General features: G+C 70.2%; 28 protein-coding genes and 2 pseudogenes. 9 read left to right on the plus strand and 21 right to left on the minus strand.

Translation table 11 applies throughout. From position 1 onward, the window contains the following. Positions 1 to 111: 111 nt before the first annotated feature. Complete coding sequence (locus P3T35_RS02790) at positions 112 to 1,485, plus strand: solute carrier family 23 protein (RefSeq protein ID WP_101381225.1); 1,374 nt, start codon at positions 112 to 114, stop codon at positions 1,483 to 1,485. Positions 1,486 to 1,575: 90 nt separating this feature from the next. Here P3T35_RS02790 and P3T35_RS02795 read toward each other — a convergent pair whose 3' ends face one another. The 3 genes from P3T35_RS02795 to P3T35_RS02805 all read right to left on the minus strand — a co-directional run bounded on the left by P3T35_RS02795 (position 1,576) and on the right by P3T35_RS02805 (position 5,428). Next, positions 1,576 to 2,436, minus strand: a complete 861-nt coding sequence (locus P3T35_RS02795) for an NAD(P)H-binding protein (RefSeq protein WP_180356524.1) — start codon at positions 2,434 to 2,436, stop codon at positions 1,576 to 1,578. 211 nt (positions 2,437 to 2,647) lie between these two features. Next, positions 2,648 to 3,871 carry an Ig-like domain-containing protein gene (locus tag P3T35_RS02800; protein WP_101381227.1) on the minus strand — a complete coding sequence of 408 codons (1,224 nt, stop codon included), beginning with the start codon at positions 3,869 to 3,871 and terminating at the stop codon, positions 2,648 to 2,650. Positions 3,872 to 3,973: 102 nt separating this feature from the next. Continuing rightward, a complete protein-coding gene (locus tag P3T35_RS02805; RefSeq protein ID WP_101381228.1) occupies positions 3,974 to 5,428 on the minus strand; it encodes a hypothetical protein in 1,455 nt (484 codons plus the stop codon). A gap of 313 nt (positions 5,429 to 5,741) precedes the next feature. Here P3T35_RS02805 and P3T35_RS02810 point away from each other — a divergent pair, with 313 nt between their 5' ends. Both P3T35_RS02810 and P3T35_RS02815 read left to right on the plus strand, forming a co-directional pair. Next, positions 5,742 to 5,981 (plus strand): DUF6087 family protein, encoded by a 240-nt coding sequence (locus tag P3T35_RS02810; protein ID WP_101381229.1) that lies wholly within the window; start codon positions 5,742 to 5,744, stop codon positions 5,979 to 5,981. Positions 5,982 to 6,035: 54 nt separating this feature from the next. Further along, positions 6,036 to 7,010, plus strand: a complete 975-nt coding sequence (locus tag P3T35_RS02815; protein WP_101385117.1) for a sigma-70 family RNA polymerase sigma factor — start codon at positions 6,036 to 6,038, stop codon at positions 7,008 to 7,010. Here P3T35_RS02815 and P3T35_RS02820 read toward each other — a convergent pair. Beyond that, a complete protein-coding gene (locus P3T35_RS02820) occupies positions 6,969 to 7,286 on the minus strand; it encodes an STAS domain-containing protein (protein WP_101381230.1) in 318 nt (105 codons plus the stop codon). The genes P3T35_RS02815 and P3T35_RS02820 overlap by 42 nt on opposite strands. A gap of 339 nt (positions 7,287 to 7,625) precedes the next feature. Between P3T35_RS02820 and P3T35_RS02825 the strand changes: the two genes are divergently transcribed. Beyond that, positions 7,626 to 7,835, plus strand: a complete 210-nt coding sequence (locus P3T35_RS02825) for a DUF4287 domain-containing protein (protein WP_101381232.1) — start codon at positions 7,626 to 7,628, stop codon at positions 7,833 to 7,835. A 17-nt stretch (positions 7,836 to 7,852) separates the two neighbouring features. On the opposite strand, the gene P3T35_RS02830 is transcribed toward P3T35_RS02825, so the two are convergent. The 3 genes from P3T35_RS02830 to P3T35_RS02840 are packed head-to-tail and all read right to left on the minus strand — an operon-like array spanning position 7,853 to position 9,755. Then, positions 7,853 to 8,146, minus strand: coding sequence for a hypothetical protein (locus P3T35_RS02830; RefSeq protein ID WP_143676855.1), 294 nt, complete (start codon positions 8,144 to 8,146; stop codon positions 7,853 to 7,855). A 47-nt stretch (positions 8,147 to 8,193) separates the two neighbouring features. Beyond that, on the minus strand, positions 8,194 to 9,339 hold the full coding sequence (locus tag P3T35_RS02835; RefSeq protein ID WP_101381234.1) for a DUF6596 domain-containing protein: 1,146 nt from the start codon (positions 9,337 to 9,339) through the stop codon (positions 8,194 to 8,196). Between the two features lie 8 nt (positions 9,340 to 9,347). Beyond that, the gene (locus P3T35_RS02840) at positions 9,348 to 9,755 is read right to left on the minus strand and encodes a YciI family protein (protein WP_101381235.1); all 408 of its coding nucleotides are present in this window, start codon (positions 9,753 to 9,755) and stop codon (positions 9,348 to 9,350) included. A 197-nt stretch (positions 9,756 to 9,952) separates the two neighbouring features. Between P3T35_RS02840 and P3T35_RS02845 the strand changes: the two genes are divergently transcribed. Then, the gene (locus tag P3T35_RS02845; RefSeq protein ID WP_101381236.1) at positions 9,953 to 10,588 is read left to right on the plus strand and encodes a GNAT family N-acetyltransferase; all 636 of its coding nucleotides are present in this window, start codon (positions 9,953 to 9,955) and stop codon (positions 10,586 to 10,588) included. Between the two features lie 62 nt (positions 10,589 to 10,650). Here the strand turns inward: P3T35_RS02845 and P3T35_RS02850 are convergent, their stop codons facing one another. Beyond that, positions 10,651 to 11,631 carry a hypothetical protein gene (locus tag P3T35_RS02850; protein WP_101381237.1) on the minus strand — a complete coding sequence of 327 codons (981 nt, stop codon included), beginning with the start codon at positions 11,629 to 11,631 and terminating at the stop codon, positions 10,651 to 10,653. A 331-nt stretch (positions 11,632 to 11,962) separates the two neighbouring features. Between P3T35_RS02850 and P3T35_RS02855 the strand changes: the two genes are divergently transcribed. From P3T35_RS02855 to P3T35_RS02860, 3 genes and pseudogenes are all read left to right on the plus strand, one after another. Continuing rightward, on the plus strand, positions 11,963 to 13,006 hold the full coding sequence (locus tag P3T35_RS02855; RefSeq protein WP_143676856.1) for a hypothetical protein: 1,044 nt from the start codon (positions 11,963 to 11,965) through the stop codon (positions 13,004 to 13,006). 102 nt (positions 13,007 to 13,108) lie between these two features. Beyond that, positions 13,109 to 13,289 (plus strand): annotated as a pseudogene (locus tag P3T35_RS40355) (transposase); the annotation flags it as partial. A 242-nt stretch (positions 13,290 to 13,531) separates the two neighbouring features. Beyond that, complete coding sequence (locus P3T35_RS02860) at positions 13,532 to 14,503, plus strand: zinc-binding dehydrogenase (protein ID WP_101385118.1); 972 nt, start codon at positions 13,532 to 13,534, stop codon at positions 14,501 to 14,503. A gap of 84 nt (positions 14,504 to 14,587) precedes the next feature. Here P3T35_RS02860 and P3T35_RS02865 read toward each other — a convergent pair whose 3' ends face one another. The 5 genes and pseudogenes from P3T35_RS02865 to P3T35_RS02885 form a co-directional block, all read right to left on the minus strand. Further along, the gene (locus P3T35_RS02865) at positions 14,588 to 15,160 is read right to left on the minus strand and encodes a GNAT family protein (RefSeq protein ID WP_180356880.1); all 573 of its coding nucleotides are present in this window, start codon (positions 15,158 to 15,160) and stop codon (positions 14,588 to 14,590) included. A gap of 105 nt (positions 15,161 to 15,265) precedes the next feature. Continuing rightward, a pseudogene (locus P3T35_RS40360) lies at positions 15,266 to 15,382 on the minus strand (IS5/IS1182 family transposase); the annotation flags it as partial. 128 nt (positions 15,383 to 15,510) lie between these two features. Continuing rightward, positions 15,511 to 15,723: a DUF397 domain-containing protein gene (locus P3T35_RS02875; RefSeq protein WP_101381240.1), complete on the minus strand. Its 213-nt coding sequence runs from the start codon at positions 15,721 to 15,723 to the stop codon at positions 15,511 to 15,513. Between the two features lie 20 nt (positions 15,724 to 15,743). Continuing rightward, positions 15,744 to 15,962: a DUF397 domain-containing protein gene (locus P3T35_RS02880; RefSeq protein WP_101381241.1), complete on the minus strand. Its 219-nt coding sequence runs from the start codon at positions 15,960 to 15,962 to the stop codon at positions 15,744 to 15,746. After that, the gene (locus P3T35_RS02885) at positions 15,952 to 16,842 is read right to left on the minus strand and encodes a helix-turn-helix transcriptional regulator (protein ID WP_101381242.1); all 891 of its coding nucleotides are present in this window, start codon (positions 16,840 to 16,842) and stop codon (positions 15,952 to 15,954) included. Before P3T35_RS02885 ends, P3T35_RS02880 begins: the two co-directional genes overlap by 11 nt. A 118-nt stretch (positions 16,843 to 16,960) precedes the next feature. On the opposite strand from P3T35_RS02885, the gene P3T35_RS02890 reads away from it, so the two are divergent. Further along, the gene (locus tag P3T35_RS02890; protein WP_280704038.1) at positions 16,961 to 17,338 is read left to right on the plus strand and encodes an ATP-binding protein; all 378 of its coding nucleotides are present in this window, start codon (positions 16,961 to 16,963) and stop codon (positions 17,336 to 17,338) included. Between the two features lie 61 nt (positions 17,339 to 17,399). Here P3T35_RS02890 and P3T35_RS02895 read toward each other — a convergent pair whose 3' ends face one another. From P3T35_RS02895 to P3T35_RS02930, 8 genes are all read right to left on the minus strand, one after another. Beyond that, a complete protein-coding gene (locus tag P3T35_RS02895) occupies positions 17,400 to 19,922 on the minus strand; it encodes an ATP-dependent Clp protease ATP-binding subunit (protein WP_101381244.1) in 2,523 nt (840 codons plus the stop codon). 627 nt (positions 19,923 to 20,549) lie between these two features. Next, positions 20,550 to 20,906: an Lsr2 family protein gene (locus P3T35_RS02900; protein ID WP_101381245.1), complete on the minus strand. Its 357-nt coding sequence runs from the start codon at positions 20,904 to 20,906 to the stop codon at positions 20,550 to 20,552. A gap of 127 nt (positions 20,907 to 21,033) precedes the next feature. Continuing rightward, positions 21,034 to 21,561, minus strand: a complete 528-nt coding sequence (locus P3T35_RS02905) for an amino-acid N-acetyltransferase (RefSeq protein WP_101381246.1) — start codon at positions 21,559 to 21,561, stop codon at positions 21,034 to 21,036. 9 nt (positions 21,562 to 21,570) lie between these two features. Continuing rightward, positions 21,571 to 21,951, minus strand: a complete 381-nt coding sequence (locus P3T35_RS02910) for a BlaI/MecI/CopY family transcriptional regulator (protein ID WP_101381247.1) — start codon at positions 21,949 to 21,951, stop codon at positions 21,571 to 21,573. A gap of 112 nt (positions 21,952 to 22,063) precedes the next feature. Continuing rightward, on the minus strand, positions 22,064 to 22,225 hold the full coding sequence (locus tag P3T35_RS02915; RefSeq protein WP_180356525.1) for a hypothetical protein: 162 nt from the start codon (positions 22,223 to 22,225) through the stop codon (positions 22,064 to 22,066). A 4-nt stretch (positions 22,226 to 22,229) separates the two neighbouring features. Beyond that, positions 22,230 to 23,795 (minus strand): bifunctional lysylphosphatidylglycerol synthetase/lysine--tRNA ligase LysX, encoded by a 1,566-nt coding sequence (lysX, locus tag P3T35_RS02920; RefSeq protein WP_101381248.1) that lies wholly within the window; start codon positions 23,793 to 23,795, stop codon positions 22,230 to 22,232. A 98-nt stretch (positions 23,796 to 23,893) separates the two neighbouring features. After that, a complete protein-coding gene (locus tag P3T35_RS02925) occupies positions 23,894 to 24,592 on the minus strand; it encodes a hypothetical protein (RefSeq protein WP_101381249.1) in 699 nt (232 codons plus the stop codon). 75 nt (positions 24,593 to 24,667) lie between these two features. Then, entirely contained in the window at positions 24,668 to 25,447 is a 780-nt protein-coding gene (locus P3T35_RS02930) for a type III pantothenate kinase (protein WP_101381250.1), read from the minus strand. Between the last annotated feature and the right edge of the window lie 45 nt (positions 25,448 to 25,492).

A 25,492-nucleotide genomic window follows, 5' to 3' on the forward strand; every position in this document is an offset into this window, starting at 1 on the left:
GTGCTGGTGCCTTGAACCCGGTGCCGGTTCCGGTGCCCTGGGAGGCCCCCCACCAAGCGGAGAGAATGGCTCCGGACATCTTGTGACGTACAGAGAAAGCGAAGCCTCACCATGGATCTCGGCGTGCGCTGGAAGCTGCACGGTGACGGGCGCACGCCCGCGCCGGGGGCGGTCGTCCGCCCCGACGAACGGCTCTCCTGGCCCCGCACGGTAGGGCTCGGCGCCCAGCACGTGGTGGCCATGTTCGGGGCGAGCTTCGTGGCGCCGGTGCTGATGGGGCTCAACCCCAACCTCGCGATCATGATGTCGGGCGTCGCGACCGTGATCTTCCTGCTGGCGACCCGCGGCCGGGTGCCCAGCTACCTCGGCTGCTCGCTCTCCTTCGTGGGTGTCGCCGCGGTGATCCGGGCGCAGGGCGGCACCAGTGCGACGGTGACCGGTGCGGTGTTCGTGGTCGGCGTGGTGCTGTTCCTGGTGGGCGTCGCGGTCCAGCGGTTCGGGGCGCGCATCATCCACCTGGCGATGCCGCCGATCGTGACCGGCGCGGTGGTCATGCTGATCGGGTTCAACCTCGCGCCCGTGACCGCCTCCACCTACTGGCCGCAGGACCAGTGGACGGCGCTGCTGGTGATGCTCTTCACCGGGCTCGCCGTGGTGGCCCTGCGCGGCTTCTGGTCGCGCATCGCGATCTTCCTCGGCCTGCTCTTCGGCTACGGGATCTCCTGGGCGTTCGACCGGATCTTCGGGAAGATCCACTCGGTGGGCGCCGGCGGCACGGTCACCGACCACTGGCGCCTGGACCTGTCGGGCGTCGGCAAGGCGGACTGGATCGGCCTGCCGTCGTTCCACGGCCCGTCCTTCCAGTGGTCCGCGATCCTGGTGGCGCTTCCCGTGGTGATCGCGCTGGTCGCGGAGAACGCCGGGCACATCAAGGCGGTCGGCGAGATGACCGGCGTCCAGCTGGACGACAAGCTGGGCACGGCGATCTCCGCGGACGGCGTCGCCTCCATGCTCTCCACCGCGGTGGGCGGCCCGCCCAACACCACGTACTCCGAGAACATCGGCGTGATGGCCGCCACCCGGATCTACTCGACGGCCGCCTACTGGGCGGCGGCCGGCTTCGCGCTGCTCTTCGGCATCTGCCCGAAGTTCGGCGCGATCGTGGCCGCGATCCCCGGCGGGGTGCTCGGCGGCATCACCGTCATCCTGTACGGCATGATCGGCCTGCTCGGCGCGCAGATCTGGAGCAGGGCCAACGTGGACCTGCGCAATCCGCTCAACCTGGTGCCGGCCGCGGCGGGCATCATCATCGGCGTCGGCAACGTCACCCTGAAGTTCAGCAGCAACTTCAGCCTCAGCGGCATCGCGCTGGGCACGCTGGTCGTCATCACCGGCTACCACGCGCTGCGGCTGCTGGCCCCCGCGCACCTCAAGTCGCAGGAGCCCCTGCTGGACGAGGGCACTTCCTCCTACGACGAGGAGTAGGCGGGGAGTAGGCGCTCGCTCAGGGGCGGGTAGCCGCGGGTGGCCGCGGGTGGCCGACCAAGCGCTTGGTCAGCCACCCGCTCCTCGCCGTCAGCCCCCGAACACCGGCGCGTGGTCGGCCGCGAAGTCGGCGAAGGAGCGGGCCGGGTGGCCGGTCAGCTTCTCGACGTCGGGGCTGACCGCGCCCGCGCCGCCGCCCGCGTAGAAGGTGTAGAGCTCGATCAGGCCCTCGGCGCGCCACGCGTCCCAGCCGGCGCCCAGCATGCCGGCCAGCGCGGCCTGCGGGTCGGCGGCCTGGTACGCCACCTCGTGGCCGGCCACGGCGCCGAGCTGCTCGGCGATCTCCTCGTGGGTCAGCCCGGCCGGGCCGGTCAGCGTGTAGACCGCGCCCTCGTGCCCCTCGCCGGTCAGCACCGCGACGGCCGCGTCCGCGACGTCCCGCGCGTCCACCCAGGAGACCGGGGCGTGCCCGGCGGCAGCCGTGAGCCGGCCGGCCTTGACCGCGTCGGCCATGCCCAGGAAGTTCTGGTGGAAGCCGTTCGGCGCCAGCACCGTCCAGGGCAGCCCGCTGGCCTCCAGGTGCGCGTGGCCCGCCACATGGGCGGTGAGGAAGCGCACGCCCTCCGGCTTGTACTCCACCCCGGCGGCGGCGTGCAGCACGATCCGCGGCTGCCGCCCGGTGCGCACCGCGGCGTCGATGACGTTGATCTCGTGCTGCGCCATCTCTGGGTGCACCGCCACCAGCAGGTAGACCACGTCCGCGCCGGCCAGGGCGGCGTCCAGCGAGGCGGGGTCGGTGTAGTCGGCGGCCACCACCTCGACGCCCTCGTCCCACTCGGCGGGGCGCGACCCGGGGTTGCGCACCAGCGCGCGCACGCTCTCGCCGCGCTCGCGCAGCCCGCTGACAACCTTCGACCCCACGGTGCCGGTGGCACCGGTGACCACGATCACGAATGTCTCTCCCGTTCGTACCAGCGACTGATCTGATGATCAGTCATCCGGACTATGGCAGTGGGTCATTCGGTGATCAAGGCCTGATTCGCACTCGTTCGATCAGCCAGGCTCATCGATCCGGGTGCGGCCGAGTGAGTGGGGAAAGGCAGTGGCGGCGGCCGGAATCCCGACCGCCGCCACTCAGCCCGCAAAGCTGACGCCTTGCCAGTTACGACCACTGGGACCAGGGCAGGTTCCAGCCGCCCAGGCCGTTGTCCGGGGCAACCGGCTGACCGACCGAGTGTTGGACGATCACGACGTCACCGATGATCGAGTCGGCCCAGAACTTGCCGGCCACCGAGCCGTCCTCGCCCTGGTCGGTGTCCGGCAGGCCGATGCAGCCGTGGCTGATGTTCGCCTTGCCCGCCCAGTCGACGGCCTTGGGGTTGCCGTGGACGTAGGAGCCGGAGTCGGTGATCTTCAGGCCGTGCGGCTCGTAGACGTCGTAACCCGCACCCTTGATGTTGGTGGTCTTGGAGTCCATGTGGACCATCCGGTCCTTCTCGAAGACCACCATGGTGCCGTTCCAGGACGGGTTGTCGTCGGCGCCCGCGGTGATGGCGATGGTCTTCGTCGGGGCGCCGTCCTCGACCACGGTCATCTGGTGGGTGCCGGCGTCCGCCGTGCTGACCTTCGAGCGGCCGATGGTGAAGGTCTCGTCGGTGTCCGAGTCGCCGTAGACGCCGGGGGAGAGCTCGACGCCGGAGACCCGGCGGTGCACGGTCACCTTGGTGCCGGGCTTCCAGTAGTTCTCCGGGCGCAGGTCGAGGCGGTTGGGGCCGAACCAGTGGCCCTTGACGGTGGTGCCGTCCGTCGCCTCGACGGTGATCGCCTGCTCCGCCGCCTGCTGGTTGGTGACCGCCTTGTCGAAGGTGACGCTGATGATCATGCCGACGCCGTACGTCGCATTGCTGTCCAGGTTGTCCCGGACCTTCTCGGTCTTGCTCGGGGTGAGGGTGCTGAAGCTGCTGGTGGTCGTGGTCGCCACCCCGGAGGCGTCGACCGCGTTGGCGTTCACCTGGTACTTGGTGGACACGGCCAGTGCGGCCGTGGGCACCCAGCTCCCGTCCGGGCCGACCGTGCCGGCGACCGGCTTGCCGTCCGGGCCGGTCACCGTCACCTGGGTCAGCTTTCCGTCGGTCACCGACACCTTCACCGCACCGTTGGGCGCCACGTTCTGCGACCCGTCGGCGGGCAGCACGGCCAACGTGGCCGCGGACGGCTTCGCCTGGGCACCGCTGTGGCCGGCTGCGGCCGGAGCGGTGGCGGACCCCCCGGTGCCGCCGCCGGTCCCGCTGCTGCAGGCTGTGGTCAGCAGCAGCGCGCCGCCGAGCAGCAGTGCAGCAGCGGTACCCGGTATGCCCCTGGAGCGCATGGTTCGTTCCCCCCACATCGTGGTGTTCCTTATGCTTCTTTGACTCCCCATGGTGCCAAATGGATGCACGGTGAATGTGACTGTCACACAATCAGGACATTCCAGGGAGGTGGGCCCGGGCTAGGAGGCGAGCTTTGCGGCGATCAGGTTAACGGCGCTCTCGGGCTCATCCTTCATGCCGAGGTCGTCCCAGTCGAGCCCGAGGGCTTCGATGGTCCGGCGCGCCTCCGCGGTGCGGACCCGGTCGGCATCCGACCCGCCCTCGGCCATCCGGTAGAGCGCGGCGGCGTACTCCTCGCGTTTGCCCGGGCCGACCGGCTTCCAGAAGGCCAGAGTGCGGCCGAGCCGATCGAGTGCGGGCTTGGTCGGCTTGCCGTCGGCGTCGGGCTCGGCCGTCCGCTCCCAGCGCTGGGCGAAGAACTTCCACACCTTGTAGCCGGCCAGACCCAGGCCCGTGACCGCCGCGGCACCGGCGAGCGCCCAGCCGATGGGCGTTGCCAGCAGCACACTCGCGCCGGCGGCCGCGCCCGCCGCGACGGCGATCGAGGCGACCAGGGAGGCGACCGCACCCGCCGAGCCCAGAGCCCCGCCTGTGGCCGCGACGATCTTCTTGATCCGGCCGCGCTCGTTCTTCCGCACCGCGTAGGCCTGGATCATGCGCAGCGAGATCTGCTGTTCTGCGCCCGCCCGGTACTGCTTGACCTCCTCGGCGGCCTCCCCGAGCGCACGTTCCATCGCCGCCTTGGCAGCCGCGCGCTCCTGCTGTCTCGCCAGTGCCTGCTGAACGCCGAGGTCGGCCTGCTGGAGCTGCCGCTCCAACTCCTTGACCTCCAGCAGGGTCTCCTTCAGGTTCTCCAGGTCCGTGCCCAGCGGCCGGTCCGCCGGGGAGCGGCCCATCTCCTGGAGACGGGCCTCGTAGAGCGCGCTCTTGGACTGGTGCAACTCCCGCAGTGCGGCCACCAGTTCACGGCATGCGGCGACCTCCTGCTCCGCCGCCGCCAGCGCTCGCTTCGGCTGCGTCGCCTGCGAGTTCATCAGCTCGCGCAGCGCCTTGACCCGGGCATCCGCCTTGGCCGCCTTGCGGGCGTACCGTCCGGTCTGCACCAGCGACGCGGGCAGCGCGGCCATCCCGCCCGCCGACAGCACGGCGTTGTACACCGGGGTGGCCTGCCCGGCGTAGTTCATCGCGCCGCCCGCCCCGTTGAGCAGGTTGCCCACCAGGCTAGAGGCGGCCTGCCCGGTCTCGGCGCCGGCGCCGGCCACTTCGCGGGACGCCTCCCGGTGCGGGGCGCTGCCCGGTTGGGCCGCCGCCCGGTCCCGCCGCGCCTGCCGGAGCGCGGCGGCATTGGTGACGAGTCCGACGCCCGCCGCGACACCCGAGCCGAACGGTCCCTCCATGCCGCCCGCGTAGGAGGCGGGCGTGCTGACAGTGGGGTCCGTGTACTGCGCACCGATGGTGGTGGCGGTCGTCGCGCCGACGGTCTGCGAAGTGGTGTCGAGGGTGTCCTTGAGGGCCGCCACGACCGCGGCGTTTCCTATCGAGCGCTGCAGGGCCATCAGGTCCCGCGGTGCCATCCGGCGGGCCGCCGGTCGCCGGGGTGATCCCGAAGTCCGCTGCTCATTCTGGGAGTTGACTTGCTGTTGCGGCGACTCATGCCGCTCCACGCGTCCGTACAATGCAGCCCTCCTTGAAGACGCCACGTGCTGCACGAACCAGCCGCTCGATTCTGCTCTCGGGCTGTTGCCGCTTCAACGGAGTTGGGCCGCTGGGGCAATCAAGGATCTGCTAAATCGCACGCGCCCCATCCGGGTCCCCGGCGCCGAGGGGGCGGGGCGGCCGCGACGCCGTCGTCAACTCCGAGCCCGCAACGGGATCCACCTGCTTCTGGTGGGCGTCTGGCTGGCGCTGCTGGCCTACGACGTCAGCCAGGCCATGCACACCCGGCCCAAGGAGCCGCGGCTGATCCTCGTCTGGGACGGCGTGGAGTGGCAGGTCGACCGGGTCGCCGACGGCTACCTGGCCGCCCAGCGGATCGTGCACGGCATCGAGGGCGACGGCGTGGTGCGGGCGTACCGGTTGCTACCGGCGGCGGAGAAGCCCAGGGACCGGCACCGCAAGCCGCGTTGAGTGGATGATCTTGATGTCGGCTTCCGCCGCTAGGGTGGCGGCGTGTCTGTGACCATGGATCGTGACGACGTCGCCGAGCAGCTCGAACCGTATCGCCGGGAGCTGACGGCCTACTGCTACCGGATGCTCGGCTCCGCCTTCGAGGCCGAGGACGCCGTGCAGGAGACCATGGTGCGGGCGTGGTCCAAGTTCGAGGGGTTCCAAGGGCGTTCGGCGCTGCGGACCTGGCTGTACCGGATCGCCACCAACGTCTGCCTGGACATGGCCCCGGCCGCCCAGCGGCGGGCGCGGCCGATGGACCTGTCGTCGCCCACCCCGGCGGCCGCGCCCGACCTGGCGCAGTTGGAGGAGAGCATCTGGGTGGGCCCGGTCCCGGATGCGCGGGTGCTCGCGGGGGATCCCGCCGAGGTGGCGGTGGGGCGGGAGACGATCCGGCTGGCCTTCGTCGCGGCGCTGCAGAAGCTGCCCGCCCGCCAGCGCGCCGTGCTGATCCTGCGTGAGGTGCTGGCCTGGTCGGCGGCCGAGACCGCCGAGTTGCTGCAGACCTCCGTGGCGTCGGTGAACAGCGCCCTGCAGCGCGCCCGGGCCACGCTCGCCGACAACGGCGGTGTGCCCGAGTCCGACACCTTCAAGCCGCTGGACGAGACGCAGCGGGCCCTGCTGGCGCGCTATGTCCGGGCGTTCGAGGCGTTCGACATCGAGGCGTTGAAGAGCTTGCTGCACGAGGACGCCGTGCTCAACATGCCGCCGTACCGGATGTGGGTGCAGGGCGTGGTGGAGCTGGGCGAGTGGTGGTTGGGCGCGGGCTGCGGCTGCCGGGGGTCGCGGATGATCCCCGTCGAGGCGAACGGCACGCCCGCCTTCGCCCAGTACCGCCCGGCCGAGGACGGCAACGGGTGGACGCCGTGGGGCATCACCCTGCTGGAGATCACCGACGGCCGGATCAGCACCATGACCAACCACATGGACACCGAGCGGCTGTTCCCGCTATGGGGGCTCCCGATGCGGCTGACCAGCGCCGACGCCTGAGCAGCCGAACACCTGGGCCAGCCCGGTCAGTTCGAGCAGCAGCCGCAGCCGCGGCGGTACGCCGGCAAGGACCAGCTCCCGGCCGGCCCGCCGCGCGGTCAGCCGCAGCCGGGCGAGGTGGTCCAGGTCGGCCGGGGTGGGCCGCTCGACGGCGGACACCTCGCAGCGCACGACCACCGCGCTCGGGTGGTCCGCCAGCAGCGCGGCCAGCCGGCCGGTGAGGAACGGCCCGGCCCCGGGAGGGAGCGGGCCGACGGTGAACTCCACGGTCTCCATGCCAGGTGAGACCGCCGCGCGGGCCAGGTTTCATCGGTGATGCGGGCACCGGTCGGGCGGGCGGAGATTTTTTCTCCGGGAGCGATGAGTTTCACCGGGGTGCTCCGTCTGACCTGGTGAAGAGACCAGGACGTTCACTCGGGGGGATCCCATGACCCAGACCATCACCACTCCGGCCGCCTTCGGCGCGGTGCGCCGCCCCGGCACCCGGCCTTCACCGCCGGGGCCGGCCTCGGGCTGCTCTGGCTGACGGCGGTCTCCGCCTGTCTGGCCTCCCAGAACCAGTAGAACCAGACGACAACCAGGACCACTTCGACACCGAGAGACAGGACACCGCACATGAGCACCGCACCGGTGAAGGGCCCCGCCAGCTACTTCCCGTCCATCGAGAAGAAGTACGGTCGCCCGATCTCGGAGTGGCAGGACCTCATCCGCACCTCCCCGCTGACCAAGCACATGGAGCTGGTCGCCTGGCTGAAGACCGAGCACGGCCTCGGCCACGGCCACGCCAACGCGCTGGTCGCCGCCACGCTGGCCGAGGCCAAGTAGTCGAGAGCTTGGGGCGGTCAGGACGGACCGGCGGCCTGCTGGATGCGGGTGGCGAAGGTCCCGGCCAGTTGCTGGAGCGCCGCCGGGTCCGTGGCCCCGCGCTCCATGAACGTGGTGGCGACGACCGTGCCCAGGCACATCGTGAGGTACGCGCCGTCCAGGCCGCCCGCGCTCCGGTGGTACGCGTGGCTGCTCTTGGCGCCGGGGACCTGGCCGACGTCCGCCTTGGAGTGGTGTCGCTCCGATCGGTGGCCGGCCCCCGCGACCGGCCTTGACCCGCCCACTCGGTGTGCGGCGGCCGCTCTGGCCACGGGCGCGCGCCCGGTGCGGTGCCGCGGGGGAGTCCGAGCGCGGCCCGTCAGCGGCTTCGGGGGGCGTTGAGCCGGGCGGCCTGGCGCGTCAGGTGGTCGCGTTCCGCGAGGTTGGGTGCCGTGTGGGCCGCCTCGGCGTACAGCCGTGCCGCCGTCGCCAGGTCGCCGTCGCGCTCGTGGAGGTACGCCGCCACTGCGGCGTGGCGGGGCAGTGAGGCGTCCAGCGCCGCGAGCGCCGCCAGGCCGGCGCGCGGTCCGTCGGCCTCCCCGACGGCGACCGCGCGGTTGAGCCGGACGATGGGGCTGTCGGTCAGGCGCGTGAGCTCGTCGTACCACTCGACGATCTGCACCCAGTCGGTCTCCCCGGCGGTGGGCGCGTCGGCGTGGAGCGCCGCGATGGCGGCCTGGGCCTGGAACTCGCCCAGCCGGTCGCGGGCGAGGGCCGCCTGGAGGATCCCGACGCCCTCGGCGATCAACGCGGTGTCCCACCGGGCGCGGTTCTGCTCGGCGAGCGGCACCAGGCTGCCGTCGGAGGCGGTGCGGGCGGCACGCCGGGCGTGGTGGAGCAGCATGAGGGCGAGCAGCCCGGCCACCTCGGGGTGGTCGATGCGGGCCGCGAGCTGCCGGGTGAGCCGGATGGCCTCGGCGGCGAGGTCGACGTCGCCGGAGTAGCCCTCGTTGAAGACGAGGTAGAGGACGCGCAGCACGGTGGCCACGTCGCCGGGCCGGTCGAATCGCACGCCGGAGATGGTGCGCTTGGCCCGGCTGATCCGCTGCGCCATGGTCGCTTCGGGCACCAGGTAGGCCTCGGCGATCTGGCGGGTGGTCAGCCCGCCGACGGCGCGCAGCGTGAGCGCGACCGCCGATGCCGGGGTCAGTGACGGGTGGGCGCACAGGAAGTAGAGCTGGAGCGTGTCGTCCCCCGCGGGCGCCGGCCCGGGCACCGGCTCCTCCTCGACGCGGTCCTCACGCCGGCGGCGGGCGGCGTCGGCGCGCGTCGCGTCGAGGAACTTGCGCCAGGCCACGGTGACCAGCCAGCCCTTGGCATCCCGGGGCGCTTCGGCCGGCCAGACCCGGAGCGCCTCGACGAGCGCGTCCTGCACGGCGTCCTCGGCCGCCGCGAAGTCGGCTCCGCGGCGGACGAGGACGGTGAGCACGCTCGGTGTGAGGCTCCTGAGCAGGGCCTCGTCCATCGGTGACGTCACTCGGTGATGGTGGGCGGCGCGGCCAGGAACGGGCGCAGCTCCAGCCACTCGTGGATCGGCTTGCCGCCCGCGCCAGGGGCGGCCGACAGCTCGCCGGCCAGTTCGACGGCGCGCTCGTAGCTGTCGACGTCGATGACCATCCAGCCGGCGATGAGGTCCTTGGTCTCCGCGAACGGTCCGTCGGTGACCGGCGGGCGCCCGTCACCGTCGTAGCGGACCCACGCCCCCTCGGGGGCGAGTGCCAGGCCTTCGACGAACTCGCCCGTCTTCTCCAGCCGGGCCGCGAGGTCGTTCATGTACTGCACATGCGCCGAGATCTCCTCGGGGGTCCACTGGTCCATCGGTACGCAGTTGGCCGAAGCCGGGGCGCCCCGGTAGTGCTTCAACAGCAGGTACTTGGCCATCGTGGTTCTCCTCGCTGCTCGTGCGACCCATTGTGGTCGCGTTCACCCCTGGGACGGAGCCGGACGCGGCTTCTCGACATCGCCGTCCGAAACTTCTGGCTCTCGCCTCGCCCGGGGCTCGGGGTGCCCCTCTGGTAGGGAGCGCCACCGTTGCGTAAGCTGCAGTGACGGTAGTTGCCTCTTACTAGGGGGACTTGGTGATTCCGGAACTGGTCAGGACATGGGTAGCCGGCTGGGCCGTTTCGCGGCGCACTCCGCAGCCGGTCGAGCTGCCCTGGGGGTTGTACCTCGACATCGGCAGGCCGACGCAGCTGGGGCGCCATGTGCTGCCCGAGGCCGAGGAGTCGGCGGTGCGGGCGGCGGTCGAGGCGGTGACGGTGCCGCACACCTGGATCACGGTGCCGATGGAGCCGGGGGAGGTGGCGCCCTGGCTGCCCGGCGGCTGGGTGGCGGACGAGGAGGAGTCCGGGCACCTGATGGCCACCGACCTGCGGGTGACGAACCCGGCGGTGCCCGAGGGGTATGCGGCGTCGGAGGAGGTGTGGGACGGGGTCCTGTGCGTCCAGGTGCACGACGTGGGCGGCGAGTTGGCGGCGAAGGGGCAGATGGCGCTGCTGGGGGAGGTCGTGGTGGTCGACCGGGTGGTGACGGAGGTCGCGCACCGCCGGCGCGGCCTGGGCAACTTCGTGATGCGGACGCTGGCCGACCGCGCGGTGGCAAGGGGCGCCACGCTGGGGGTCCTCGGGGCGACGGACGAGGGCCGTGCGCTGTACGAGACGCTGGGGTGGAAGCGCTACTGCGCGCTGGCGGACTGCATCTACCGTCCCTGGTAGGGCGGTTGGGGCGAGGCTGGCAACGGGGGGCCCTTCGAGAATCCCCGTGACCATCGGCGGTGTCACCCACGAGCACCGGCCAGCCGCACGCGTTCCCGCCAGCCCACCCGCACCAGCGCAGGATCCGGGGGCCGCACTGGTGTCGCAGTACGGCATTCCGCGCAGCGGACCTCGTCCGCGACGACGCGGAAGCCGCGCCCGCAGTCGCCGCACATCGCCAGCTTCAGCGGCAGATCGTCGGCCTCGTGGTCGGGCATCTTCTCCGTCAAGCGGTACCGCAGCAGCGCGGCCGGGCACTTCAGCGGCACGGGCAGCCCGTGGCTCAGTGCATGCCGCAGGCCCCCCACGCTGATGCCTCTGGCCAGCCACTCGGCGGCCAGCGGCGCCAACCGGGCCGCCTCCCGTGACCCGAGCACCAGGCGCTCATCGAGCTTCCGCAGCGACAGCAGCACCCGCTCCGCCACCTCCAGTCGCCCGTCCGCATCCGGCGGGACCGGGAGGGGGGACGACGTGTTCTGCCCCAATGTTCCTACCGAAGGTAGGGCGGTGCCGGGTGACGAGATGTCGGCCCGTCCGATCTTTCGTGCTCCGGCACTCGGTTCACCGCCGCGTCCGCCTGCAGAGAGGACGGTGCCGGGTACCGAAACGTCGACCTGCCCGACCTTGCGTGCACTGGCGCAACCGATACCCCCACCCCCTCCAACTCCCCGCCGCTCGACGAAGATCTCCGCTGCCGCCTCCGCCCCCAACGGCACACTCGACACCAGCGACTCCGACCGCAGCTGCCCGGCCGCGTCACGCCACTTGGTGCTGTGCAGCAGCCCCTTCTTCCCCAACTGCCGCCGCGCCCGGTCCGCGGTGATCCGACCACCCGTCAACCCGGCGGCCAGCTCCGTCACCGTCGTCTTCCGCGCCGCCGCATCCGACATCGCCAACGCCCGAACCAGCAGGCGGAAGGCGGCATCTGAGAGATCGTCATCCCAGATGTGGGCGTTGGCAATCTGCGTGAAGTCGCGCGCGGGCGCGATAACATTCCTGAGCATCCTCAGTGGCCCTTTCCTGAGCCCACTTGGCGGATGAAGAGCCCGGCCAGGTGCTACAACACCCGCCGGGCTCGCCCCTTTTCCGTTCGGGGGCGACCCGCTCCACGGCGCACGCTACACCGCCCCCACCCCGCCAAACGGCTCTCCGTGCTCGCGACAGCACTCTGCGCAACCACTCGCGCGCCCCCGTGCGCCCCTGGGGGCAGCCCGGGTCGTGATCCACTGCACCCACAGAGAATCCACAAGGTTCCTTGCAATCCTCGCCGCAGTTTCGGCAGCGAGAGAGGGGGAGCACTTGATGTTCTCAAGGAAACGAGTCTGCTCGTTGGTGGTGGCGCTGATCGTGGGACTGACCGCCTCGGCGTGTGCGGGGAAGGGCAGCGTCGCAAGTAGCAGCACCAGCGCATCGCCGCCCTCCGCGACAGGGGGTTCGACGGCACCGGGCCCCGCGGCGACGGTTCCCATCACCATGGGCCACCAGGGCAGTTCGCCGTATCGCCCGATGGTGATGGTGTCGGTCGGCGGGGGGCCGGCGGTTCCCGTGCACCTGGACACCGGGTCCAGCGGCCTGGTGCTGGCGGCCACCGCCGCAGGTTCCGGGGCCCATGACACCGGGCGTACCTCCTCGGTGCACTACGGGAGTCTCGATGCGGGCAACACCCTGAACTACCGGGTAGCCGATGCGACTGTCAGCTTCCCCGGCACGGGAATCGCGACGCCGGTGCCGGTCGCGGTCGGCGTCATCGACCAGGATGCCGCCGATGCCAAGGCGTTCCAGGGCCAGAACGGCGACAGCGGCGCCCAGGGCACCCTCGGCATCGCGCTGGGCGGGCCCGCGCCGGACTGGAAAGAGTTGATGTCGGTGGTCACCCAGTTGGGTGCACCGTATTCCGACGGGTACACCGTGGCGCTCACTCCCACCGGAGGAACGCTGACGCTCGGTGCGCCGAAACCGACCGCGAGCAGTGTCGTGCTGCCGCTGACCAAGGCGGACCGGACATACGCGGACGGACGTCAGGCCTGGGAAAGGCTCCTGAACCTGTGCTGGCAGGCCGGTCAATCCCACAACTGCGGACCGACGACCCTCGATACCGGCGCCCCCGCGCAGAAGCTTTCCGTTCTTCACGCGCAAGGGGACGTTCCGCAGAACAACGGCGTGATCGCCCAAGGCACTCGGGTCACCCTGGCGGCCCCAGGCGGCGGTCCTGTGCTGGAGGACGTCACCAGTGGCTCCGGTCCAACACCGGACACGAACACAAGGGTGAACTCCCTTACGGATCAGTCCAACAGCGGGGTCCGGTTCTTCCTGGTCAACACCGTCGGCTTCAACCGCATCACCGGCCAGGCCGTCATCACACCCACCTCAGCGCGGTGACGGCCGACTGAGACTTCCTGTTGTCCGTTTTGGTGTCGCCTGCCCGTGTGACTGTGGGGCCTCCTGGCCGGTCGATGGGCCAGGCCGTGTCGGAGTGACGCGGTGAGCGACCGCAGGCCCTACAAGAGCGACTTGTCCGACGAGCGCTGGGCGCTGATCGAGCCGGTGACCACTGCGTGGAAGGCGAAGCACCCCTTCCGCCGGCGGCCACCAGGGCCGCTACGAGATGCGGGAGATCGTCAACGCGCCGCTGTACCAGTCCCGGTCCGGCTGCCAAGGTGCCGGGCCGCAAGCGGGGGTTGGCCGTAGTCGTCAGCGCCGAACTGATTCGTATCCGTCCCCGCACGATCTTCACCTGGGGCGTCGAACCCGACGCCGCTGGTGCGACGCGTCGATCCGCATGACTCGGGGCCAAGGGCCAGAACTGCGTGATGTGGGCCACAGGAACGTTGACCTCAACCTTGGTTGAGGTTGAAGAATCCGTGGCGTAGGAGTCGTAGTCACCTGGACAGGAGAGTGATCAGCGTGCGGACGGTGCAGGCGGTGCGTTTCGGGGGCCCGGAGGTTCTGGTTCCGGGCGAGGCACCAGAGCCGGTCGTCGGACCGGGACAGGTGATGGTCGAGGTGTCCGTTGTGGGCATCACGTTCGTCGAGACCCAGATCCGCCGTGGCGTCGACCAGTGGCACGTCAAACCCGACCTGCCGTACGTGCCGGGCGGCATGGTCGCCGGCCGGGTGAGCGCGATCGGGGAAGGGACGGATCCGAGCTGGATCGGTCGGCTCGTTCTGGCTGACGCCGGGGCGACGGGCGCCTTCGCCGAGCGGGTGGCGGCCGATGCGGAGAGCCTGATCCCGGTACCCGAAGGGCTGGGCTTGCGCGAGGCCGCCGCCTTGCACACAGACGGCAGCACCGCGACAGGCCTGGTCGAGGGGGCCCGGATCGTTTCCGGGGAGTGGGTGCTGGTCGAGGCGGCGGCCGGCGGTGTCGGCAACCTGCTGGTCCAGTTGGCGCGGGCAGCCGGGGCCCGGGTCATCGGGATTGCCCGCGGGACGCGGAAGCTCGACCTGATCCGTAGCCTGGGGGCCGAGGCCGCGGTCGACTACTCCGCACCGGACTGGACCGAGCAGGTCCTCCAGGCGACCGGCGGCGCGGGAGTCGACGTCGTGTTCGACGGCGTGGGCGGGGAGATCGGCCGGGCCGCGTTCGAGGTGACGGCCCGCCATGGCCGGTTCTCCGTGCACGGCGCCTCCAGCGGTCAGCTGACAGCGATCGAGCCTGTGGAAGCGCAAAGGCGCGGAGTCGAGGTGATCGGAATCGAGCAGTTGTACGGGTTTCGGCCGCGGATGCACCGGTGGGCCGAACAGGTGATGGCGGAGGCGGTCGCGGGCCGAGTTCGGCCGATCATCGGACAGACCTTCCCGCTGGAGCACGCCGCGGACGCGCACGCTGCGATCGAAAGCCGAAGCGCCCTGGGCAAGACCCTGCTCCTGATCTGACCACCCCCGCAGCGGGCGCGAGCGTGTTCACAACGCCACTGCACTGCTTGGTGACAAGACGACGGCGAATGTGACCCCTCTGTCTCAGTGGGCGGGAACCGGCTCCGACGACGGCCGCCACTCCCGCCTGATCAGCCCGTAGACCCACGAGTCAGAGACCTCGCCGTTGACGACGCAGTCCTCCCGCAGGGTCCCTTCACGCACGAAGCCGAGCTTCTCCAGCACGCGGGCAGAAGCCACGTTGCGCGTGTCGGCCTCAGCCTGGACGCGATTCAGGTCCAGCGTGTCGAATGCCCACCGCAGCAGAGCGCGCGCGGCCTCGGTCGCGTAGCCGTGGCCCCACGCCGCATCGTCGAAGACGTAGCCGAGCGACGCGCTGCGGTAGTCCGGATTCCACCTGCTCAGGCCGCACCAGCCGATGAACGCCCCGTCGGAGACACGATCCACGGCCAGCCGCGCCCCGGTGCCCTCCTGCGCCATCTGCCGGCAAGCCGTGATGAACTTCTCGGCGCGCACGTGTTCGCTCCACGGTGGCGAGTCCCAGTAGCGCAGCACGTAGGCGCTGCTGTGCAGTGCGAAGAGGTCGTTCGCATCCGCGTCTTCGAATGCGCGCAGTCGAAGACGAGCGGTGTGCAACGAGGGGGTGGGCAGCGACACACTCATGTTCCGTCCCTGATCGGTGGCCGATCAATCAGACAACCGACGCGGGTCACCTGCAATGGGTTTTCTCGGCGGGCTGGCAGAACGACGTGTCCGCCGATCGCCGGTGCGGCACTGGTACAGCAGGGCGTTGACGATCTCCCGCATGTCGAAGTTGCCCTGGTGGCCGGTGACGGAGGGGTGCCGGGCCTGCCACGAGGTGATCACGCGCTCGATCAGAGCCCAGCGCGTCGGACAAGCCGCCCTTCAGCGAGGCAGCCGCACTTGCCCGCCGCGAGGACTGCTGGGGTTACGGATGCGCAACCGCAGCCGTGCGCGACGTGCCCACGCCGGCCTTCGGTCCTGGTTCACAACTGGGTGCTTGTTGTGGACAGTTGTTCGCCGCTCGTGAGAGCGGCGAGGAAGGCTGACCAGGCGTCAGGGGTGAAGGTGAGCGCCGGGCCTGCGGGGTCCTTGGAGTCGCGGACTGGAAGGGCGCCGGTGAAGCCGTCGGCCACCTCGACGCAGCTGCCGTTGCTGGAACCGCTGTGGGTGGACTTGCGCCAGGAGTAAGGGGTCATTGCTCCACGGTAGTTGGCGCTCAGGTGGTGGGGAAGGCGTCGGCCTTGAGGGCGGAGAGGAAGGCCGACCAGGCGTCAGAAGCGAAAACGAGTGCCGGGCCACTGGGGTCCTTGGAGTCGCGCAGCGGAAGGACTCCCGTGAAGCCTTCAGCGATCTCGACGCAGCTGTTGTTGCCACTGCCGCCGCTGTAGCTGGACTTGCGCCAGGATGCAGCGCAGAGTTCGTGGTCAGTGCCCATGAGCGTATTCCTCTGCCGCTGACTTGATCAGTTTTAGCGACGCCACACGTGACAGTGCGTCTGCTTGGGCGAGATCGTAGTACATCTGCAACCTGGCAACAGTGCCTGGACCATCCAACAACTGCCCTGCGGCAGGGCCCTCCACGTAACCGACCGGCGGCTCGTCGGCGAAGGTCATGATTTGGAGCATGCCCTCAAGGAGGGAGTGCGCTCCTGCACTGAAGGGAAGCACTTGCACAATGATCTGGTTGTTCTCCGCGAGTTGAGCGATGCCGCCCAGCTGCTCAGCCATGACGGCGGGGCCGCCGACTGGCCGTCGGAGGATTGATTCATCGAGAATCGCCCAGAACTGGAGCGGGGTTGTTCGCTCAGGATCGGTGAGGATGCGTGCCCTCGCCATGCGGTTGGCAACCATATCGCTGATGGCCTGCTCGGGGATCAGCGGTTGCGCTGCACGGAACACGGCCCGTGCGTACGAGGGTGTTTGCAGCAGCCCAGGGACGAGCAAGGGGCTGTATTCGCAGATCGTTTGTGCGGTTGCTTCCAACTCGGCAGCCGTCGCAAAGTAGTCGTCATACGGCGAGTCGTTCTGCAGCTTCTCGCACATCCGCGCAAAGAGCCCGTTCGTCCCGAGCACCTGGTCGAACAGCTTGGCGAGCGGCAGCTGCGGCCGGCGCGTCGCGTTCTCGAACTGCCCGATGTAGGTGCCCGAACAGTGCACCTTGTCGCCCAACTGCTGCTGGGAGAGCCCCGCTGCCTCGCGGTGGAACTTCAACTCGTCGCCGAAGTACCGCCAATCGAACTTCACGTCGCTCACCGGGGCCGCCTTCGCCTGAACAACCTTACTGTTGGTGCTCGCCTGCTGGCGCAACGTCACCATCTCCCGCCATCGTGGAACGGCAAGCCCGCACTATCGGCCACCGTGCCACAGGGGAGGCCCTGCCATGCCCGAAACCGTTGCCAAATCACCCGCAGGAGGGGCGGAAGAAGAATGCTGGTTGCCGCGCAGCGACCGTTCCCCGGCCAGAGCCCGCGCCGCACTCCGCGACCTGCTCGCCCGCGTCAAGGGCGGTGAACGCTACGCCGATCGCGGCGAGTTGCTGCTCTCCGAACTCGTCACCAACGCCGTGGTGCACGGGAAGAACGACGGCACCCGGATCCACGTGAAGCTCGCCATCGCCGGCGACCTGCTCCGCATCGAGGTGCACGACCGCATCGAGGGCACCCCGCTGCCCCGGCAGACCACCGCTGACGACTCGTCGGGTCGCGGCCTGCACCTGGTCGACTCCCTCGCGCTCCGCTGGGGCTGCGGCCCGCGCGGGGACGGCTACCTCGGCAAGGCGGTCTGGTGCGAGACCGCCCCGGAGGAGGAGTGATAGCAACGGCGGAGGCCTCCGATCCATCAGGATCGGAGGCCTCCGCCGTTGGACTAGCGCCTTACTTGGTCAGGTCCGGCCCAGCCGCCGGAGCCGCCACCGCAGCCGGGGTGTCGGCCACAGCGGTCTTCTCCTCGCCGCGGAAGGTGAACTTGGCCTCCTTGCCCTCACCCTCCACGCCCACGACCACGATGTGGCCGGCGCGCAGCTCGCCGAAGAGGATCTTCTCGGAGAGGTGGTCCTCGATCTCGCGCTGGATCGTGCGCCGCAGCGGACGGGCACCCAGCAGCGGGTCGTAACCGCGCTTGGCCAGCAGCTTCTTGGCCTCGATGCTGAGCTCCAGGCCCATGTCGCGGTCCTTGAGGCGGGCATCCACCTTGTCGATCATCAGGTCGACGATCTGGATGATGTCTTCCTCGGACAGCTGGTGGAACACCACGATGTCGTCGACACGGTTGAGGAACTCGGGGCGGAAGTGCTGCTTGAGCTCCTCGCCGACCTTGGCCTTCATCCGCTCGTACCCGGACTGGGTGTCGCCCGAGGCCGCGAAGCCCAGGCCGAAGCCCTTGGAGATGTCCCGGGTGCCGAGGTTGGTGGTCATGATGATGACCGTGTTCTTGAAGTCCACGACCCGGCCCTGGGAGTCGGTCAGGCGACCGTCCTCCAGGATCTGCAGCAGCGAGTTGAAGATGTCCGGGTGGGCCTTCTCGACCTCGTCGAAGAGGACGACCGAGAACGGCTTGCGGCGCACCTTCTCGGTGAGCTGGCCGCCCTCCTCGTAGCCCACGTAGCCGGGCGGGGAGCCGAACAGCCGGGAGACGGTGTGCTTCTCGCTGAACTCCGACATGTCGAGGGAGATCAGCGCGTCCTCGTCGCCGAAGAGGAACTCGGCCAGCGTCTTGGACAGCTCGGTCTTACCGACACCGGACGGACCGGCGAAGATGAACGACCCACCGGGGCGCTTCGGGTCCTTGAGGCCCGCACGGGTACGCCGGATGGCCTGGGAGAGCGCCTTGATGGCGTCCTTCTGGCCGATGACGCGCTTGTGCAGCTCGTCCTCCATGCGCAGCAGGCGGGAGGACTCCTCCTCGGTCAGCTTGAAGACCGGGATGCCGGTGGCGGTGGCCAGGACCTCGGCGATGAGCTCCTCGTCGACCTCCGCGACGACATCCATGTCGCCGGCCTTCCACTCCTTCTCGCGCTTCGCCTTGGCGTTCAGGAGCTGCTTCTCGTCGTCACGCAGCGAGGCGGCCTTCTCGAAGTCCTGCGCGTCGATCGCGCTCTCCTTCTCGCGGCGCACCGCGGCGATCTTCTCGTCGAACTCGCGCAGGTCCGGCGGCGCGGTCATCCGGCGGATCCGCATCCGGGAGCCGGCTTCGTCGATCAGGTCGATCGCCTTGTCCGGCAGGAAGCGGTCCGAGATGTACCGGTCGGCCAGGGTGGCGGCGGCGACCAGGGCGGCGTCGGTGATGGAGACCCGGTGGTGGGCCTCGTACCGGTCGCGCAGACCCTTGAGGATCTCGATGGTGTGCGGCAGCGACGGCTCCGCGACCTGGATCGGCTGGAAGCGGCGCTCCAGCGCGGCGTCCTTCTCCAGGTGCTTGCGGTACTCGTCGAGCGTGGTGGCACCGATGGTCTGCAGCTCACCGCGGGCCAGCATCGGCTTCAGGATGCTGGCGGCGTCGATCGCGCCCTCCGCGGCGCCCGCGCCGACCAGGGTGTGCAGCTCGTCGATGAACAGGATGATGTCGCCGCGGGTGCGGATCTCCTTGAGCACCTTCTTCAGGCGCTCCTCGAAGTCACCGCGGTAGCGGGAACCGGCCACCAGGGCGCCCAGGTCCAGCGTGTAGAGCTGCTTGTCCTTGAGCGTCTCGGGGACCTCGCCCTTGACGATCGCCTGGGCCAGGCCCTCGACGACCGCGGTCTTGCCGACACCCGGCTCACCGATCAGGACGGGGTTGTTCTTGGTGCGGCGGGACAGCACCTGCATGACCCGCTCGATCTCCTTCTCGCGCCCGATGACCGGGTCGAGCTTGGTCTCGCGAGCGGCCTGCGTGAGGTTGCGGCCGAACTGGTCCAGGACCAGCGAGGTCGACGGGGTGCCCTCGGCGGGACCGCCGGCCGTCGCCGACTCCTTGCCGCCGCCCTGGTAACCGGAGAGCAGCTGGATGACCTGCTGCCGCACCCGGTTGAGGTCGGCGCCCAGCTTGACCAGGACCTGGGCGGCGACGCCCTCGCCCTCACGGATCAGGCCGAGCAGGATGTGCTCCGTGCCGATGTAGTTGTGGCCGAGCTGAAGGGCCTCGCGGAGCGACAGCTCCAGCACCTTCTTCGCCCGGGGGGTGAAGGGGATGTGGCCGGACGGGGCCTGCTGGCCCTGCCCGATGATCTCCTCGACCTGCTGGCGGACCGCCTCAAGAGAGATCCCGAGGCTCTCCAGGGCCTTAGCGGCGACACCCTCGCCCTCGTGGATCAAGCCCAGGAGGATGTGCTCGGTGCCGATGTAGTTGTGGTTGAGCATCCGGGCTTCTTCCTGAGCCAGGACGACAACCCGCCGCGCGCGGTCGGTGAACCTCTCGAACATCGTTAATCGCTCCTCAGAGCGGTCGGGCAGTTCGGGGACTGTCCCCGCCCTGTCCTTCCGCATGCTAGTCCCGCTCAGCGGCGCGGCCCACGTAGTTCCCCGCGGTGCACGGGGATATCCAAGCTGCGCGACCAGCCGACACCCTTCCCAACCTGATGCTGGGAGACGGTGTTCCCGCCAGTGCGGCCGATGCACGTGTTCCCGCTACGCCAATGGCGAACACGCTCCGGACCGGAGCCCCGCGAACCGCACTGATGGCCGTCCCACCTGCATTCATACCGGAAATTCCGGCGCTTCTCGTGCAGTTTCCCGGGTGGCGTTGTTCGCCAGGCGAGAAGTCCGCCCGGCCGGGCCCCGAGTGACAGGGGTTCAGCCGGAGGCGGGCCCGGGGTGGGGCGCCGGTGCCGCCGAACGGGGTCGGTCGGCGTGACCGTGCCGTTGATCCAGCGTTGCACAGTCCATGACTGATCACACGGCCACCGCGCCCGCCGCCGAGGGCCCCGGGGCCGCCGGCGGCCGCCGCTGCGGCGCTGCCCCCGGGCACGGCCACGGGGCGCGGAGGGAGGCCCTCCGCGCCCCGTCGTGGCGGCCGGGCCGCGCGGTCGCCGGTGCCGTGGCGCCGACGGATCAGGCGGCGCCGACCTGCGCCGCCTCGTAGGCCTCCCGCACGTTGCTCGGGACCCGGCCGCGGTCGTTCACGTTGTAGCCGTTGTCCTTCGCCCACGTGCGGATCTTGGCCGTGTCCGCACTGCCGGAGGCCGGACGGGCCGAGCCGCGGCCGCCGGTGCGGCGCGCGCTGGTGAGCCGGCCGCTCTGCTTGCGGCCCTTGTCGACGTACGGAGCGAGCAGGCTGCGCAGCTTCTCCGCGTTGTCCGACTTCAGGTCGATCTCGTAGGCAACGCCGTCGAGGGCGAACGTCACCGTCTCGTCCGCCGAACCGCCGTCGAGATCGTCTTCAAGAATGACCTGCACCCTCTGTGCCACGGGACTCCCTTTCCGCTTAACGATCCAATGCCTTAGGGAAAGGAAACCGCCTTTTCTCGGAAAACACAAACCCCGGGCTGTTCGGGGGACGGAGTCATGTGCGGTACGGCAAGTCCCCGGGGCCGGTTCACAGGTGCAGCAGCATGCGGGAGTTGCCCAGGGTGTTGGGCTTCACCCGCTCCAGGTCGAGGAACTCCGCCACTCCTTCGTCGTAGGACCGAAGGAGTTCTTCATACACTTCCGTAGCGATGACGGCGGGGTCTGTCGTACCATCATTGGTTTCCCCGATCTCCACGAAGCCGTGTTTCGCGAAGAACGCGACCTCGAACGTCAAGCAGAAAATCCGACGGACGCCCAGCCAGCGCGCGGTCTGCAGCAGCTTGTCCAACAGGATGTGCCCGATCCCGTGGCCGCGGCAGATCGGATCCACCGCCAGGGTGCGGACCTCGGCCAGGTCTTCCCACATCACGTGCAGCGCCCCGCACGCCACCACCCTGCCGTCCTCATCGCGTTCCGCGACCCAGAACTCCTGGATGGATTCGAACAGTGTGACGGTCGGCTTGTCGAGCAGAATACCGTCGCGCGAGTAGGCGTCGATGAGCCGGCGCACGGCCCGCACATCACTGGTCCGCGCCCGGCGGATGGTGACCTCCATGGCGGGACGTTATCGCGTCGGGCCTTCCGCCTCCGGACCGGCCACCCGGAGCGCGTCACCGAGGGCTTCCCGCTGCTCGGCCGACATCATGCCGAAGAAGTGCACCAGGGCCGCCGCGGGATTGTCACTGGTGGCCCAGGCGTCGTGCATCAGCGTTGCCGTGTACGCCTCGCGGGACGACACCGGCGCATATCGATAGGCCCGGCCGTCCCGCTCCCGGCGCAGCCAGCCCTTTCGATAGAGCTTGTCGAGCACGGTCATCACGGTGGTGTAGGCGATATCCCGTTCCGTGCGCAGATCGAGCAGCACCTCGCGAACCGTCACCGGGCGGTTCCACTCCCACACCCGGGTCATGACGGCGTTCTCCAGTTCGCCCAGTGGCCGGACCATATGACCACTTTAGGGATATTTGTCCGGAAAATGCGGAAGGCCGCTCCCTGGGCGGGGAGCGGCCTTGTGCGGGCGGGTGGCCCGCCGCACGTACTGGACGGCTACCGGGCGGCTACTGGACGGCGTCCTGCCGGGAGGCCCGCGCCAGGGCGTCGGCGGCGGCGTCCTCCTTGCCCTTCTGGGCGCCGCCCTGGCTGCGGATGATGGCCCGCACCAGGAACCCGAAACCGATCGCCATCACCAGCGGCGGCACGATCGCGCTCACGTACTGCATCGGATCACTCCTCTTCGGAATCGGCGTCATCGGCCTTGGCGGCCGCGGCACCCTTGGCTTCGGGCTTCACCAGCGGGAAGAGCACCGTCTCGCGGATGTTCTTGCCGGTGAGCAGCATGATCAGGCGGTCCACCCCGAGCCCGAGGCCGCCGGTGGGCGGCATCGCGTACTCCAGGGCGCGCAGGAAGTCCTCGTCCACCTGCATCGCCTCGACGTCGCCGCCGGCCGCCAGCAGCGACTGCGCGGTGAGCCGGGCGCGCTGCTCGACCGGGTCGATCAGCTCCGAGTAGGCGGTGCCGATCTCGGTACCGAAGATCACCAGATCCCACTTCTCGGCGACGCCCGGGATCGAGCGGTGCTGCCGGGTGAGCGGGGAGACCTCGGTCGGGTAGTCCTTGATGAAGGTCGGGCGGATCGCGTTCTCCTCCAGGAGCCGCTCGATCATCTCCAGGACGATCTGGCCGTGGCCCCACTCCTTCTCGTAGGGCACGCCGGCCGCGTCACAGAGCCCCCGCAGCTCCTCGACGCTGGTCTGCGGGGTGATCTCGGTGCCGATCCGCGCCGAGATGCCCGGGTAGACGCTGACCTCCTCCCACGGCTCGGCCAGGTCGATCTCGTGCTCCACGCCGTGCGGGTCGGTGCCGCGGACCACGGTGGTGCCCAGCGCGTCCTTGGCGGCGTTGATCACGATCGCCCGGATCAGCTCGGCCTGGGTGTCGTAGTCGCCGTACGCCTCGTACGACTCCAGCGCGGTGAACTCCGGGTTGTGGGTCGCGTCCGCGCCCTCGTTGCGGAAGTTCCGGTTGATCTCGAAGACCTTCTCGGCGCCGCCGACCACCAGCCGCTTGAGGTACAGCTCGGTGGCGATCCGCAGGTAGAGGTCGATGTCGTAGGCGTTGATGTGGGTGATGAACGGCCGGGCGTTGGCACCGCCGTGGATCGGCTGCAGCATCGGGGTCTCGACCTCGAGGTAGCCGCGGTCCTCGTAGGTGCGGCGGATCGAGCGGATCACCCGGGTGCGCAGCTGCAGCATCTCGCGCGCCTCGGGGTTGACGATCAGGTCGACGTACCGCTGGCGGACCCGGGCCTCCGGGTCGGTCAGGCCCTTGTGCTTGTCCGGCAGCGGGCGCAGGCACTTGGCGGTCAGCGCCCAGTCGTCCACCATGATGCTCAGCTCGCCGCGCCGCGAAGTGATCACCTCGCCCTCGACGCCCACCTGGTCGCCCAGGTCGATGTCGGTCTTCCAGGCGGCCAGCCGCTCCTCGCCGAGCTTGTCGAGCGAGAGCATCACCTGCAGGTCGCCGGAGCCGTCGCGCAGGGTGGCGAAGCAGAGCTTGCCGCCGGTGCGGGCCAGGATCACCCGGCCGGTGACGCCGACCCGCTCACCGGTCGCGATGTCCGGAGCCAGGTCGGGGTGCTTGGCGCGCAGGTCGGCGATGGTGGTGGTGCGCGGGAAGCCGACCGGGTACGGGTCGATGCCGGCGGCGCGCAGCCGCTCCAGCTTCTCGCGCCGCACGCGCATCTGCTCCGGAAGGTCGTCGGTCGCGGGAAGGCTGCTCTGATCGCTCACCTCACCAGAGTAGCGAGCGAAACTCAGTGCCCCGCCACCGGATAAACCGGGGTGACGGGGCACTGCGGGGTGCGCTCCCGGGAGCGGGTCGGGCGCGGTCAGCCGGTGCCGGTCGCCAGCTCCTGCGGCTCGTCCTCCTCGTGGTCTTCGGTCTGCTGCGGGGGCTCGCGGTGCTGGGGCGGGCGGGGGCGGCGGGCGAAGAGCTCGGCGGGGGTGGGGATGCGGGCCGGGGTCGGGGCCGGGGCGGGGGCCGGGCGGCGCGGTTCGGAGGTCATGCTGGTCCCTTCGGAGCGGTCGGGGCTGGGGACGGCCGTCAGATGGCGGGCCGGCGGCACGGTGGTGCGGGCCAGGCGCTCGCGGACGGCGGCCTCGGCCAGCGCGTGGCAGCGGCCGGCCAGTCGGGAGCGGCGGGTGCGCTCGCCGGGGCCGCAGGGCTGGCGGGTGAGGGTGCGCAGGGCTGACAGGTCGTCAGGTTCCGGGAGGTAGCCGTCGGCGACGGCCTCTTCCAGGCGCTCCAGGTAGCCGCGGGCGGTGCCGGGCAGGGCGGCTCGGTAGCGGGCCAGTTCGGCCAGCAGGAAGCCGCGCAGTCGGCCGCCTTCGAGGACGGCCTCGTCGATCGCCTCGGCCAGCCGGAGCGCCTCCTGGACGTCCTCCGCCCAGAGGACGGCCAGGTCGGCGCCGAGTGGCAGCTGGGCGGGGACGGTGGGGTGGAGGGCCTGGGCGAGGGCACGGCGCAGCACGCGCACTTCGTCGGCGCTGAAGGCCATGCCGCCGCGGGACCCGTGTGGCGTAGGCATGAGTTGACACTACGTGAGGAATATCCGATTTGTCGGAAACCTGGCGTCGTGTCAATCGCGGTTGGTCCGAGCGGGTCAGCTCGCCGGCTTGTTGCGTTCGAACACCAGGCGCAGCCCGATCAGGGTCAGCCAGGGCTCGTGCACGTCGATCGAGTCGGCCTCGCCGAGCACCAGCGGGGCCAGCCCGCCGGTCGCGATCACCTGGACGTCCTCCGGGTCCTTCGGGGAGAGCTCCTTGGACATCCGGTTGACCAGGCCGTCCACCTGCCCGGCGAAGCCGTAGAGCACCCCGGACTGCATGCCCTCCACGGTGTTCTTGCCGATCACGTTGCGCGGGCGGGCCAGCTCGATCTTGCGCAGCTGGGCGCCGCGCACCCCGAGCGCCTCCACCGAGATCTCGATCCCGGGGGCGATCGCCCCGCCCACGTAGTCGCCGCGCTCGTTGATCGCGTCGAAGGTGGTGGCGGTGCCGAAGTCCACCACGATGCACGGCCCCCCGTAGAGGTGGTTGGCGGCCAGCGCGTTGACGATCCGGTCGGCACCCACCTCCTTGGGGTTGTCCATCAGCACGTGCACCCCGGTCTTCACGCCGGGTGCCACCAGCACCGCGGGGACGTCGCCGTAGTAGCGGCGGGTCACCTCGCGGAGCTCGTGCAGCACGGCCGGAACCGAGGAGCAGATCGACAGCCCGTCCACCTGCTGGGCATGAGCCCCCATCAACCCGTTCATCAGCACGGCCAGTTCGTCGGCGGTGCGGCGCGGGTCGGTGGAGATCCGCCAGTGTTCGACGACCTCCCCGCCGTCGAACAGGCCGAGCGTGGTCTGGGTGTTGCCGACGTCGATGGTGAGGAGCATGGGCTGCCGTTCTCCAGGGTGACGGGGGCCGGTGGTGATCTGACG

The sequence above is a fragment of the Kitasatospora sp. GP30 genome (genome assembly GCF_029892145.1).
Classification (GTDB): Bacteria; Actinomycetota; Actinomycetes; order Streptomycetales; family Streptomycetaceae; genus Kitasatospora; species Kitasatospora acidiphila.